The sequence below is a fragment of the Eubacterium sp. CAG:156 genome (assembly GCF_000434315.1).
GTDB lineage: Bacteria > Bacillota > Clostridia > Lachnospirales > Lachnospiraceae > Eubacterium_U > Eubacterium_U album.
Window position 1 is genome coordinate 23,820 of sequence record NZ_FR878147.1, and the last position, 14,332, is coordinate 38,151.

General features: G+C 31.7%; 10 protein-coding genes and 2 riboswitches. Of the genes, 8 read left to right on the forward strand and 2 right to left on the reverse strand.

Translation table 11 applies throughout. The features are described 5' to 3' along the window. The first annotated feature begins 4 nt into the window (after positions 1–4). Both ABMA45_RS03735 and ABMA45_RS03740 read left to right on the forward strand, forming a co-directional pair. Entirely contained in the window at positions 5–1,063 is a 1,059-nt protein-coding gene (locus tag ABMA45_RS03735; protein WP_022088544.1) for an iron-containing alcohol dehydrogenase family protein, read from the forward strand. 110 nt (positions 1,064–1,173) lie between these two features. Next, positions 1,174–1,249, forward strand: a riboswitch (cyclic di-GMP riboswitch). 103 nt (positions 1,250–1,352) lie between these two features. Continuing rightward, the gene (locus ABMA45_RS03740) at positions 1,353–1,706 is read left to right on the forward strand and encodes a hypothetical protein (protein ID WP_022088545.1); all 354 of its coding nucleotides are present in this window, start codon (positions 1,353–1,355) and stop codon (positions 1,704–1,706) included. A gap of 184 nt (positions 1,707–1,890) precedes the next feature. Here the strand turns inward: ABMA45_RS03740 and ABMA45_RS03745 are convergent, their stop codons facing one another. Further along, entirely contained in the window at positions 1,891–3,066 is a 1,176-nt protein-coding gene (locus ABMA45_RS03745; RefSeq protein ID WP_022088546.1) for a phosphoribosylaminoimidazolecarboxamide formyltransferase, read from the reverse strand. A 21-nt stretch (positions 3,067–3,087) separates the two neighbouring features. After that, on the reverse strand, positions 3,088–3,801 hold the full coding sequence (locus ABMA45_RS03750) for an IMP cyclohydrolase (RefSeq protein WP_022088547.1): 714 nt from the start codon (positions 3,799–3,801) through the stop codon (positions 3,088–3,090). 127 nt (positions 3,802–3,928) lie between these two features. Beyond that, positions 3,929–4,012, reverse strand: a riboswitch (ZMP/ZTP riboswitch). Positions 4,013–4,095: 83 nt separating this feature from the next. Between ABMA45_RS03750 and ABMA45_RS03755 the strand changes: the two genes are divergently transcribed. From ABMA45_RS03755 to ABMA45_RS03780, 6 genes are all read left to right on the forward strand, one after another. Then, positions 4,096–4,224, forward strand: a complete 129-nt coding sequence (locus tag ABMA45_RS03755; RefSeq protein WP_279218234.1) for a hypothetical protein — start codon at positions 4,096–4,098, stop codon at positions 4,222–4,224. A gap of 17 nt (positions 4,225–4,241) precedes the next feature. Further along, positions 4,242–4,967: a LytR/AlgR family response regulator transcription factor gene (locus ABMA45_RS03760; protein ID WP_022088548.1), complete on the forward strand. Its 726-nt coding sequence runs from the start codon at positions 4,242–4,244 to the stop codon at positions 4,965–4,967. Continuing rightward, positions 4,964–6,247, forward strand: a complete 1,284-nt coding sequence (locus tag ABMA45_RS03765) for a sensor histidine kinase (protein WP_022088549.1) — start codon at positions 4,964–4,966, stop codon at positions 6,245–6,247. Before ABMA45_RS03760 ends, ABMA45_RS03765 begins: the two co-directional genes overlap by 4 nt. A gap of 371 nt (positions 6,248–6,618) precedes the next feature. After that, positions 6,619–10,230: an InlB B-repeat-containing protein gene (locus ABMA45_RS03770; RefSeq protein WP_022088550.1), complete on the forward strand. Its 3,612-nt coding sequence runs from the start codon at positions 6,619–6,621 to the stop codon at positions 10,228–10,230. A gap of 2 nt (positions 10,231–10,232) precedes the next feature. Beyond that, complete coding sequence (locus ABMA45_RS03775; protein ID WP_022088551.1) at positions 10,233–13,970, forward strand: transglutaminase domain-containing protein; 3,738 nt, start codon at positions 10,233–10,235, stop codon at positions 13,968–13,970. A gap of 3 nt (positions 13,971–13,973) precedes the next feature. Beyond that, positions 13,974–14,332: PoNe immunity protein domain-containing protein (locus tag ABMA45_RS03780; RefSeq protein ID WP_348029911.1), on the forward strand; the 359-nt coding region annotated here is incomplete at its 3' end.

The following is a 14,332-nucleotide window of genomic DNA, read 5'->3' on the forward strand; positions in this document are numbered from 1 at the left end:
AATAATGGGTGGAAGTCATATAGCAATACCTACAATTTTGAAAGTAGGAAAAGGAACATTAGAAAATCTTGGAACTTATATTAAGTCAAGTGGGATGTCTAATGCCGTAATATATTTTGGAAATGATCTAATAGACATGTTTGGTGAAACAGTAATGAAGTCACTTAAAGATGCAGGAGTCAATGTGCTTGGCTACAGAGAAATGGATTCAATTAAAATAGAAGAATTGATAGGGATTGCATTTGATATTGATTCTAAAGCACAGGTTGTAGTAGGTATTGGTGGTGGTAAAGTTATTGACGGTGCAAAATATGCCGCATATCTTAGAAAATTACCATTTATAAGCGTGCCTACTTCAGCATCCAGTGATGGCTTTTCAAGTGCTAGTGCATCACTTCTTGTTAATGGAAGACGTACATCGGTTCCGGCAAGAATGGCATATGGAATTGTTGCTGACACACAGATAATAAAAAGTGCTCCTGAAAAATTTATTTATTCAGGAATTGGAGATATGGTATCAAAAATTACGGCACTTTATGACTGGGTGTATGAAGACCAAAAAGGTTATACAGAGTTAAATGATTTTGCAATGATGATTGCAAAAAAGGCTGTAAATAGTTTTGTAAGAACACCGTTTGAAAGTATTAAAGATGATTTGTTCTTAAAAGAGTTGTTAGACTCGCTTGCAATGAGTGGAATCGCAAATGAAATTGCAGGAGGAAGTGCACCTACAAGTGGAAGTGAACATTTGATTTCACATGCTCTTGATAAAATGCTTCCTGTACCACAATTACACGGAGTCCAGGTTGGCATTGCAACTTATCTAATGAGCGTTGTTCAGAATCACAGATATAAGAGAGTAAATACAATATTTACCGATACGGGATTTTGGAATTTTGTTGAGAAATTAGACTTGGATATCAAAGACTATGAAAAGGCAATAGATATGGCACCTTCAATAAAGCCTCACAGACATACTTATTTACATGAAAAAGAATATAGAGATTTGGCAAAGAAGGTATTATATGAAGATGAAAGATTGAAAAAGGTATTTCATATTTAAAGAAATTTTTATAGTAAACGTGAATTTGTATAGACAAATTCACGAAAACTGTAAACAAATTGTAAATCGCATTGTATATATCAAAAAAAGCGATATACTATAAATATAGTAAATATATTTAGCAAAGCAGGTGAAAACCTGTGACGCAAAGCTATAGGGCCTTTAAAATGGCAGCCAGTTGCACTTTATTAGTCTTGGTGTGCTGTGCCCAAGACTTTTTTTGTACAACAGTCTAGCTTTATTCGTAAAAAGCAAAGTATATTGAACATCTTATTCTAAAGGAGGAAAAATGAATAAAGAGTTGTTAACACAAGCGGGAATTGATGTTAACGATGGAATAAGAAGATTTAATGACAAGGAGGATTTGTATGAAAGATTTTTGTTTACATTCCCAAAGGATGTAAACTACGACATAATGTGTGAAGCAATTAGCAAAGGAGACGCAGAACAGGCTTTTCAGGCAGCGAATGCATTGAAGGGGATTACAGGTAACTTAAGTTTAAACCAGTTGTATAATCATATTATTCCATTAGTCGATTCTCTAAAGAAAAGAAGAATGGAGAAGGTAAATGAACTTCTTGAGGTGGTTTCAGTGGATTATGACAAAGTTATTAAAGCGTTATCTACTAATGATAAAAAATAAAAAGTGGACAGGTCATCTTATCTTTATATTTTTTATTGAACAAAGAAATCCGGCAGACGGTTAAGTGCTGCCGGGTTTCTTTGCTTTTATATATTTATTTAGTTGAAATGATTTATTCAAATTACAAAATTTTATAATTAAATAATAGTAATCTGTCATTAAATTTCATTACAGAAATAATATTTTAGTGATGGAATAAACGGATTCCTGTAAAGCTCATTACCATGTCATGTCTGTTACAAGCATCGATAACATCCTGATCACGAATTGAACCACCAGGCTGTGCAACATATTTAACACCGCTCTTAGCAGCTCTTTCGATATTGTCATCGAATGGGAAGAATGCATCAGAACCAAGTGTAATATCTGAAGCCTGAGCTAACCATGCCTGTTTCTCTTCTTTTGTAAATACAGGAGGTTTTTCTGTGAAAATACTTTCCCATTTGCCATCTGCAAGAACGTCCATATAATCTTCACCAATGTAAAGGTCTATTGCATTATCTCTGTTAGCACGTTTCATACCTTCAATAAATGGAAGGTTAAGTACCTGTGGAGCCTGACGAAGTAACCAGTTGTCAGCTTTCTGTCCTGCTAATCTTACACAGTGAATTCTTGACTGCTGTCCTGCACCTACGCCGATAGCCTGACCGTTCTTAACGAAACATACTGAGTTAGACTGAGTATATTTTAATGTAATCATAGCAATTGCCATATCAATTTTAGCGTTTTCAGGAAGGTCTTTGTTTTCAGTAACAATATTGTCAAAGAAATGTTCATCAATATTTAAATCGTTACGTCCCTGTTCAAATGTAACACCAAATACTTCTTTGTGTTCAATTGGAGCAGGTTCATAATTAGGGTCAATCTGAATAATCGCGTAACTTCCTTTTTTCTTTCCTTTTAACATTTCTAAAGCTTCAGGTTCATAACCCGGAGCGATAATTCCATCTGAGAATTCTCTCTTAATGATTGCTGCTGTAGAAACATCACAAACATCAGAAAGAGCAATGAAGTCACCATATGAAGACATTCTATCAGCACCTCTGGCTCTTGCATAAGCGCTGGCAAGTGGTGATAATTCTCCTAAATCATCAACCCAGTAAATCTTTGATTCGATTTCACTTAAAGGAAGACCAACAGCAGCTCCGGCAGGTGATACATGCTTAAAAGAAGTAGCAGCAGGAAGTCCTGTAGCTTTCTTTAATTCTCTAACTAACTGCCAACCATTGAAAGCATCAAGGAAATTGATGTATCCCGGTTTTCCGTTAAGAACTTCGATAGGAAGTTCACCTTCATTCATAAATATTCTTGATGGCTTCTGATTTGGATTACAACCATATTTTAATTCTAATTCTTTCATTATAAATCTCCAATCTTTAAATTATTTATTCTTGTTAATAATCTTAGTTTCGTATTTCCCTGTTTCAATATCGATATATCTTACAAATAAAGAAACTTTGTTATCTTTATTTAAATTGTTCCAAAGCATATCTGTGAATTCGTTCATATCATCTTTAATTGAAACAAGCTTTGGTTCACCTTCAAAACTTGGAAGCGGATTTCCATCATGCATATATGTATGAATAAAGTGACCTTCTCCATTTACAGGATTTTCATATGTAAATGTGTATCTGTTGCATGCATCAGGGTTACCGTTGTTGCTCTTTAAAATAGACATTGCATAGTTATAAGAACCGTCTGCAACCTGCATAATTCCTGAAATTCTAGGAGTATAGTTAGGACCGTCAGGTTCAAATTCTCTTGTTCTTAATGACTGTTCAAAAGTCTGACCTTTATCCATTAATTCGTAAACAGTATCTGTCTGGTCGCCATTTGTAACAATTGTTTTGTTGCCAAGAACACGAACAGGAGCATAGATAATAAGACTTGGGTCAACTAATTTAGAAGGGTCAAATGCCTGTGTGCGGATTCCTTCGCCATCTTCGATAAAAACTCTGTTTCTGCTGTTTTCGCTTCTTCCCATAATGAAGTAAGCTGTTACTGCGTATTTACCATTAGGAGTTTTTCCGATTACAATTCCTCTTCCAGGGTACGCATTTTCTTTTAATTCATTTTCAAGTGATAACATCTCCATAGTGTTTCTCCTTTTATAAAAAATTTTCTTTGGTTTCCAAAAATAGAAAGGTAAGCAAGGCATCATATAAGACATAGCTTAAGCAAATCCTGCCACATAGGTACAAAAAAACCACCTGGGAAACCTAAATGGTTGCCCAGGCGGTCGGCTTCGATACATCTCCATACTCCCTGTGAGTGCTCTCACTTATCCGCCAGTCGTATGGAATCTAAATTTAGAATAAACCATTTGATAAAGAATTTCAACACCTTTAGAAAGAAAATTGAAACAAAATCGATTAGAATATGTGATATAATGAGCGGGGAGAGCGAAAAGCTACTTGTAGCTTTACAGCGAACGGCAAATTGCGATAATGATAGACACGGAAGCAGCAAAGCTACGAATTATGATATAATGAAAAATACAAATAAAGATAAAGATTAACGGAGAAGGTAAATATAATGAATATTAATATTGCAATATGCGATGACAATAAAATATTTATTGATAATATGAAGACAAAAATCATAAAAATATCAAAGAATATGAAATACAATACTGAGATATTTATTTATACGGATGGTAATATTTTGCTAAATGAAATCTGTGAAGAAAAAGAAAGCATAGATGTTCTAATGTTAGACATCGATATGCCTCATATATCAGGGTTACAGATTGCGAATGAAATTAGAAAAAGAAAATTAAACATTACTCTAATATTTGTATCGGCACATGATGAGATGGTGTTTGATGCCATACAATATCAACCATTTAGATATATGAGAAAGACACGGTTAGATGAGGAACTGCCTCAGGTATTAGAAGATGTTTTTGAACTTTTAAAGGATAAAGATGATAAATATACAATAATTAAAACAGATGAAGGAAATAAAAAAATAAAAAACTCTGAAATAATGCATATAGAAGTGGATAAAAGAAAATTAAAAATATGCATGTATGATGGAAGAGTAATGTATATTGGAAAAAGTTTAAAAAATTTTTTAGAGGAACTGGATGATAATAACTTCATTCAAATCTATAGTGGATGTGCAGTAAATATTAAATATGTAAGTGAGTTTTCTAAAGTTGAAATCACACTGGATAATAACGAAAAACTGCCGGTTAGCAGAACGAGGATGAGTGATGTTAAAAAGACATTATTAAAGTATTGGAGAGAGAAAGTATGATAGCTTTTTATTGGGTAGTAGAGTATTTGGGGAGTTTTATTGACACATTAATGTGTTGTATATTTTGTGGAATATTTATAGGCGAAAAAAATGATGAATACAGAAAGAAAATATTTTTGTATTCTTTGATAGGGGCAGCGATAATAACAGGTTTAAATACCATAAAGACGGTTTCATTTATTTTATCATTTTCTTTTATGATTATGTATATTATCATTCAATGGGTTATATATAGACAAAAACAGAAGTTCGCCATATTATTGGTATTTTTATATGGTGTAATCATAACAGCAGTAGAGTTTGTAGTTGTATATGTAACCTTATTCCTGACAAATCAATCTTCTATTGAAGATAAAAGTCCTACAAGATATGTATGTATGGTAATTAGCAAAGTACTTTTAGTTCTGGTAATAATGATTATTGATAAAATTGTTAGCAAAAGAAGGATTATTTCAGGAAAATATGCAGCAATTATAGGATGTGTTGCATTCTTTATTTTCGCATCAAATTTTTCAATTATATATTTAGGATTAAAACAGCAGGATTCAAATGTTGCATTAATAAGCACTATATTTTTTGTGGCAGATATGATATTGGGAGTGCTTCTTTTGTATTTCATACTTAAACTGGCCGACAGTTATGAAAAACAGAAAAACATAGAATTAGTTGAAATGCAAAATAGAATGCTTAGCAAATCACTTGAAGACACAGAGAGAGCATTTGATTTGTGGAGAGAAAGTATTCATAATTATAAAAATAATATTATTACATTGGCACAGCTTGTTGAAGAGGAAAGTACAGCGGAGATAAAAAAATATTTAAATAATGAAATACAACAACTAGGAATAAAGACACATTACGCAATGACAGGAAATAAAGTTATTGATGCTGTTTTAGCAACAAAGAAAAACTCGGCAGAGCATAAGGGAATTAATTTTTATGCAGATGGAAACATTCCTGATAAATGTATTGTTGATGAAATTGATTTTACAAATATAATTGGAAATCTCCTAGATAATGCAATTGAAGCTGCTGAAAAAGTCGAAAATGGAAACGTAAGTATTGTAATAAAACCACAGAAGAAATTTATAATAATAAAAGTAAAAAATTCTTATGATGGAAATAAAAATAATGAATTACAAACAACTAAGAAAGATAAAGAATACCACGGAATTGGTTTGAAAAGTATAAAGCGTATAGTAGAAAAATATCAGGGAGAATTTGAACTTGAGTTTAAAGAAAAAGAGGTTGAAGCTACAGCATTATTGCTAAATGTATAGCCAAAACTATTTTATATTCGACAAAATTCGACATCACATAATATATAAAACTGCAAAAAATTGCCTTTCCCCAGGCAAAAAATGACAAGTTACGCAAAAAATGATACAAGTTACGCAAAAAAATGTTTTGAAGCATTTTTTTTGGTAAAATATATCTGACTCTAATAAATAGGGGGAAAAAATTGAGATTCATATATAAGAAGCTGGATGGATTGTAGGAAGTACAGTTTAATCCGGCTTCATTTTTCTATAATTTTTCAGGAGGGTATTTCACATGATGCTAAGGGTATAAGTAATAAAATAAATGCGTATAAAAATTGAAACGTTTTTAGTGGCGTGTTCATAAAGTTGATATGTATATGGAGGGAAAAATGAAAGTAAAGACATTGAGAAAAATAGCTTATGTATTAATTTTTGCAATGATGGTTGAGGCAATAACTTTAAATATTAATATAAATGCATTTTCAAAAGAAACAATAACATTGGAAAAAATGAATGAAAACAAAGTAAAAGCTTTATTGTGGCTTAAGGAAAAACAAAAAAAGGATGGAAGTTTTGGAGAAAATCTTAAAACATATTACACAACACAGTTGCTTGAAAATTTAGAATATGAAAATACATTTGCAGATGAGAAGATAGCCGCATTAAAATATCTTGAAGATATAGAAGTAAACAGTAATGATGATTTGTTTAGAAAATATAATGCTGCATCAAAACAAAACAAATATTATCACATTAATATGGAAGAACCTAAATGGAACGAATTACAAAATACAGATGGTGGATTCAGTTTAGTAGAAGGATATAAAAGTGATATTCTAGACACTGTTCTTGCAGTCAATGGAATGTTAGAATGTGATTCATTTTATGGTGCAGAAATGAATAAATCAATGGAATACATTAAACGAGCACAGAATAATGATGGAAGTTTTGTGTTTGTAGACGGAAATCCTAATATATATCTAACTGCTTATACATATAAGACAGTTAACAGATATTTAGAGGGAAATATAAACAGTAGTGTAAAAAATGTAGCACAACAAGCAGAATCGTATCTGTTAAAGAATGAGAAAGAAGATAAGTTATGGGGTGTTGGGGAAGAAAAAATTAAGGACACCCTTATGGCATCAATTGCTCTTGCAAAAAATGATGAAAATACTCTTAATAGAATAGCATTAATATCAGATGAAATTGGCGAAGACGGAAGTATATATAGTGATGTTGAGCTAACATCACTATATGTAAGTTTAATAAATGAATATGAAATAGCTTGTGGAAAATTAGATTTAAATTATGTGAAAATTAAAGATGTGAAACTATGTGCTGACAAAGAAAGAATAGGTGCATATACAGAAATAGAAGTTATTCCGGTTATTTTTGGAATGAAAGATAATTATGAGATTATTGTTACAATTTCGGATGATGACGATTACACAACCAAACTTAATAAAACAAAAAACAACATATATGTTTGGAATACCCAAAATAAAAAAGGAACATTTGAAATATCAATAATGGTGGTTGACAAGTCTGATATGAGAGTAGTGGCAAGTAAAACAAAGCAGATTAAAGTGTATGAAACATTTGATGTTACAAGTTTAACATGCTCAGTATCTCCCAAAGCATACAAGCTTAATTGTGGTAAAAGTATAAAGGTCAATACTTCAGCATATGTGTTATCCAATATAAATAAAAGTGTAACACGTGAAATTATCGTAAAAGATGAAGAAGGAAATAGGCTATATACAGATGCCGAAAAGGTAAACATAGACTGTAAAGATAGAGAAATAATGTTTGATGAGTTTTCATTTGAACCGGAAATAGAAAAAACATCATTATTAAGTGTAGAAACAAATATCAAGGCTGACGATAAAGTTATAAAAACAAAGACGGCGTATATAAAAGTGTATGAATCAGAAGATGAAAATAGAATAGATATAGACTACGATACGAATGCAAATTACATATATAATTATACAGATGAAGTAAATGTAAATTTAAAATTAGCGGGTAAAGGATTGTCTGAAAATATTAAGAGAAGACCTATGGATATAGTAATTATCTTAGATAATTCAGGTAGTATGAGTAGTGAGGATTGGATAAAAGCTTCTGAAGGTGCAAAAATAATTGTGGAAAATATGCAACCGGAAGACCGAATGGAAATAAGGTATATAAATCGCGACAGAGCAGTCCAAAATTTTACAAATGATAAAGAATTATTAAATAAAGTACTAGATAATAAGATAGTTCCGGGCGGTGCAACAAAACTTAATCAATCTTTTAATTGGAGTATTGACGATTTGAAAAAATCTGAGGATAGAGATAAATCAATATATATTTTTTCAGATGGTGTTAGCAGCGGATGGCCTTGGGATTTAGGAAATATACGGGAAGATGAGTTAATAAATGATAATATTAGAGTCTTTTCGGTATTTATGAGTTCTAATGTCGAGTCAGAAGATGCACAAAAAAATGCATTGAAAAAACTTGATCATTTAGCTGAAATTACAGGGGGATTGTCTTTCGATGCTGCAACAAGGGATAATATTGAAACATGTATAACTGAACTCTTAGGAGACATGTTCAAAATGGCGGGAAAAGATATTAATCTGACTATGACGGTTGGCGAAAACATACCAATTGATAATGTGCAATTTGGGGTAGAACCTGTAGGAAGAAATGTAAATGAAGATGGCTCTACAACAATAAAATTTGACAGAAATTATTTAAGTGTCGGTGAAGATTTAATGATAAATATAAAATTTCTATTATCAAATCTTTCTTTAGAAGGACAGGTAGAATTGCTAAAAGATATTAAATTTTCTTACATAGATGAAAACGATGAAAATGTTGAAGTCAGTCTTGATGATATAGTTTTTGATGTGGTATCTGATGTAAGTACTATGGTACCGGAAGTCGCAGACGATGAAGAGGACTACGATGAAAATGAAGATGGTACGACTAACATAATAAATAATAATGAGTTAAACATTTTTTCGCATAACAAGTCAGAAGATATTCAGGAAGTAACAATGGATTTGCTTTCAGGTAATATAGAAATGTCGGATAAAGAAACTTTTATTGGAGATGAATTACAGGCTAATGTTGGCTTTGATAATGCAAGTAATTTAGATGACAAAAATGTAAAAGTAAAAGTACTCTTTGTTAATAAAAATAATCAGCAAAACACTTACGTTAAAGAACAAAACATAGATGTTGAACAAACTAAAGAAACTACCATAAACATTGATACTGAGAATCTCTTTGAAGGGGATTATATTGTTATTTTGATAGCGGAATTAAACAATGAAATGACAGCTTTAGATGCAACAGGAATTTCTTTAAAAGAACATATGTATAAGTTAACAGTAAATGCAGATAAAGGTGGAAGTGTAGACATAACAAATGGTGAATATAAGTGTGGAGAATTAATACATATAGTGGCAACAGCCAAAGATGGTTATGTGTTTGATAGATGGGTGTCAGATGATATTGAATTGTTATCAAATGAGGTTAATAGTTCAAATATAAGTATTAGCATGCCAAAAAAGGACGCATCTATTAAAGCTATATTTGCTAAAACTAAAAAATTAGAAGATAAAAGTGACAACTATGACAGTCAGGATGGTGATAATTGTAAAGACAATAATGTAAATGGTAATGACAAAACAGACAGTAGCAAGATTAATATAAATAGAAATGCTGTTGCGAATAAAGGTGTTGATAAAAAAGCTAATAGTGGTAATAAAGTGTCATCCGTTCCAAAGAAAGAAAGACAAAACAACGTCTATAGGAAACACAACAATAAAAATAATAGTATTGGTAATAATCACAAGAAAACAGGAACTTTAATAAGTCCATTAACCGGAGATTTTGCAATAAAGGACAAAATAAGAATTGCATTAATAATACAAAGCATTGCATTAATTGTAATATGTATTGCATTAAAGAAAAAAGATGAGACGGAGCAAAAAGGGGTATAACAATGTCATTAAACATGTTTAAAAATAAATTATATAATATGATAATTGCAGTATCATTAGTTGTTGCAATTGTCACTGTGACTTCATATGTACCTGAAATGTTTGAAAAGCAAAATAACAAAAAAGAACAGGTAAGTAATGAAATTAAATATGAAGAACCACAGATAAAAGTAGAGTCAGCAAGAAAAATTCTAAATTTAACACAGACAGTAAATCAATTGAATGATGCTACAACATCAAAAGAAGACATAAAGCAATGTTTAAGCAATATGAGTGATTCAATTGCAGAAATAACTAAGTCTGTAAGAAAAGAAGTAAAAGAAGCTAAGAAAAAAGCTGATTCAGAAATAATTATTAATAGGGCAGAAGAATATCAGGGAAAAGTTGAAAAAGGACTTGGAAAAATTAACAGTAGCATTATCAAATTGTCAGAAAATCTGGATTTAATGGCAACAGATGAAATTAAGACAGGAATAAAAGACATTGTTAATGAAATAGATGATATTCAAAAGGTGGAAACGCCGGAAGTAAAATATAACGATAAAGCTCATGGTGTGGCAGATGGATATGATACTGAAAAAATAGTTGGGGAGGAATTAGTTGAATCTAATTTGACAAAGTTATCAGTTACTCCGGAAGCAAATGATTCATATCTTGAATTGAATGACGAAATCAGAAAAATAGCAGATGAATTAAAGACTCCTGCTGAGGTGTATGAATACGTTAAAAACAATTATCAGTATAAGCAGTACACAGGACTTAGACTTGGTGCAATTGGAACATATGAGCAAAGAGCAGGCAATGATTTTGATCAGGCGTCTCTTTTAATAGCACTATATAGATATAAAGGGTATGATGCAAAATTTGTAGTTGGAAATATTGATATTGACATTAATAGGGCAATGAATTGGCTTGGGGTTAAAACAGAAAAAGCGGCAGTCGATGCGATGAGTATGCTGGGTGTTCCAACTCAATATGGACAAGACGAAAAAGGAAATATTACAAAACTTAGAATAGAGCATACATGGATTAAGGTAAAGGTTCCTTATGATACATATAGAGGAGCCGGAAAAATAAAAGGTGAAGAGATTTGGATAGAACTTGATCCATCGTTTAAGCAATATGAAGATGAAACTGAAAACAATAGTGTTGAAAAATTACTTTCAGATGAAGTAAGAAAAATGCAGAATTTATCTGAAGAAGATGAATTGAAAGAAGCATTAATTGAATCGGATTATTCAGAAATATTTAATTGTGACTTAGAGAAAAGTAGTGTAGATTTTTTACAGATACAAAATGATATAGAGAATTATTTAACCAATAACAATATTGACATAAAAGAAGTGTCTAATGCAATAGGGTTGAGATATATCGTAAAAGATGAAACAGGATATTTGCCATCAAATCTTCCATATACTGTTATTGATAGAGTATATGATGATGATTATTTATCTGAAAACTTCATTGATAAGGTTACATTTTCTTTGCAAAGTTCTTTGTATGGTAAAGTGTTTCTTGGGACACCCGATGCAAGTATATCATTTTATACTGCTGATTTATATGGACATAAAATATCATTAACTTACAAACCCGCATCTGAAGATGATGAAAAAATAATAGAAAAATATGGAAGTTTATTTTCGACGCCTTCGTATCTTGTCAGGGTAAAACCGGTTATATCTATTGATGAAAATGAAGTGCTTGAAGGAAATGAACAGATACCCGGGACATATACAAATCTTATAATGGATATAGATGAAGCAGGAATTGAAAATGTAAAAGTTGAAAATCCATTAATAGCCGGAGGAGTATATGGTATTACATTTGATTACAATACGATAAATGATAACTGCCTTACTAATAAACATAATGAATTACAAGAGTGCGTCGATAAGGTACAAAGTGGTGAAATAAGTTTAGAACAGGCAACTTCAACCTTGACTAATACAGTTGGAGAAGTATATTTTAGTTATGTAGATTACTATGATCAACTCATAGCAAAGGCATCAGACGTTCAATGGGCTAGAAGTATTGGTGAATGTATTGTAGGTTATGTTCCAAAAGTTAATAACATTATGGGAGTACCTGTTGCAATAAGTGATGGTACTTTATATATAGATGTTGATACGGATACTGTTGGATTAGCATATAATCAGGAAGAAAATATACACCAAAAAACAGAAAAAATTGTTAGAAACAATGCCAACATAAAGAATTTTATGATGGCAAGTGGGTTGATGGGGTCATACCTTGAAGGATATGTTGTGGGTGAAGCCACAAATACAAAAGGAGTTTCTTCTGTTTCCATCATTAAGGAATCTAAAGAGAGAGGTATTAATATTGTTACTCTTTCAGAAGAAAATAAGGCTATTTTAAATATGTTGTCAATTGACAAAACAGCGAAAAATGAAATCGAAAAAGCTTTAAATAATGGAAAAACGGTAATAGTTCCAGAAAAAAGCATACAGTATTATGATTGGAATGGGACAGGCTATATAACACTAAATCCTGAAACAGGGGAAGCAGCTTACATGATTAGTGGTGGATTGTGTGGCGGTGAATCATCACAGGATTTGGCAATGACGCTTTTCACAATCATAGTTGCAGTGGCAGCGATATTTGCAATTGCAGTATTTGTATACTTTGCATGGAGTGCGATTGCGGCAATGATAGGTGTTGCACTTACAATAAGTGAAGGAATCAGCATTTTAGATACCTGTATAATTCTATTGAGCATGGCAGGTGCAATATTTTCAATAACAGAGGCAGGAAATGTTGGAATTGATGCTTATGAATACATAATTGATCCAAGTGTTGAGAATGGTAGCGATATACTGCGAAAAGCCGTAGAAGCCGGGGCGATGTTTTTAATATTTGAAGTTGCAATGCCACGATTAATATCTTCTGTTAGTGCAAAAATAAATTTTGATGAATCAGGATTTTATAAATTTGTCACTAAGAAGTGGGGCGGAAAAACAATAAAAACTCCACCTGCGAAACCTGACACAGATCCGGATTTAAATTCAGACGCAGATCCGGACACAAATCCAAATAAAAGACCATTAGGTGACTATTGGGAAAAAATCGCAGAAAAATATGGTCAGGATATTGTAGATAAGCTTAGACCTTTTGGAAATGATGGAAAAAGGCTAATTGAACAGTATGGGGATGAATTAGTTGATATTATTAGTGGACTGTCAGAAAAAGATACTAAGCAAGCTTTGAAATTGATAGCTGAGTTCGGAGATGATGCCATTAATGGTCTTCAAGGGGGAAAATCCATTGATAATGTTAAATTTGATTGCTTAGGTGGAAAGCAGTATAGAGACAAATTGCTTAATGATGTTGAAAGTGGAAAAATTGAATTAAAAACTAATAAACAAAAAGGTAATTATGGTGAAATGAAGATGGATAAGTATTTTGAGGAGTTAGGATATGAACGAATTAGCTTAGACAGAGTTACCGGATTAGATGATCCTATCCATCAAGGGATAGACGGAGTATATTATAATCCTGAAGGGACTCCTCAGTATATTATTGCTGAGGCGAAATATGGAAGTGCAAGGCTTGGAAATACTGCGGATGGACCACAGATGAGTGATTTGTGGATAAAAGGTAGTAATAGACTTAGAAAAGCGGTTGGTAATGATTTAATGATTGATATTAATATTAACGGATATGATAAGTGGCTAATAAGAGTTACAAATGAAGGAAATGTAATTAAAACAGTATTGGAGTAAAATATGAGAGATAAAATAATGCCTAAACAATATTTTGATAAGTATATTAATATATCTATTGGAATGATGCGTCAATATGATGAAGCTTTTCAACTCGGAAAAGTTAAAGAAGAAAGAGTAAAACCTGTAAAATATTCAATGAGCTTAATTGAAGAGTATATGTTAATTGCGAGATATTCGCGTGGGGATAGCATTTGTGAAATAAGAGAAATGTACGAGAAGATTTTTGATAAATGGATATATGTATTTGAAGCGGATAATTACAATCAGGTATTGAGAATGCTTTCGATAGGAATATGCCTTGAAACAGAAAAGAAGAACATAATAAGAGTTCACAATCTCCTTCAAAAAAGCAAAAAGGA

Coding starts and splice junctions, on each gene's coding strand:
- ABMA45_RS03770 (WP_022088550.1), top strand. CDS start 6,619: ATGAAAGTAAAGACATTGAGAAAAATAGCTTATGTATTAATTTTTGCA.
- ABMA45_RS03735 (WP_022088544.1), top strand. CDS start 5: ATGGGTGGAAGTCATATAGCAATACCTACAATTTTGAAAGTAGGAAAA.
- ABMA45_RS03765 (WP_022088549.1), top strand. CDS start 4,964: ATGATAGCTTTTTATTGGGTAGTAGAGTATTTGGGGAGTTTTATTGAC.
- ABMA45_RS03740 (WP_022088545.1), top strand. CDS start 1,353: ATGAATAAAGAGTTGTTAACACAAGCGGGAATTGATGTTAACGATGGA.
- ABMA45_RS03775 (WP_022088551.1), top strand. CDS start 10,233: ATGTCATTAAACATGTTTAAAAATAAATTATATAATATGATAATTGCA.
- ABMA45_RS03760 (WP_022088548.1), top strand. CDS start 4,242: ATGAATATTAATATTGCAATATGCGATGACAATAAAATATTTATTGAT.
- ABMA45_RS03750 (WP_022088547.1), bottom strand. CDS start 3,801: ATGGAGATGTTATCACTTGAAAATGAATTAAAAGAAAATGCGTACCCT.
- ABMA45_RS03755 (WP_279218234.1), top strand. CDS start 4,096: ATGAGCGGGGAGAGCGAAAAGCTACTTGTAGCTTTACAGCGAACGGCA.
- ABMA45_RS03745 (WP_022088546.1), bottom strand. CDS start 3,066: ATGAAAGAATTAGAATTAAAATATGGTTGTAATCCAAATCAGAAGCCA.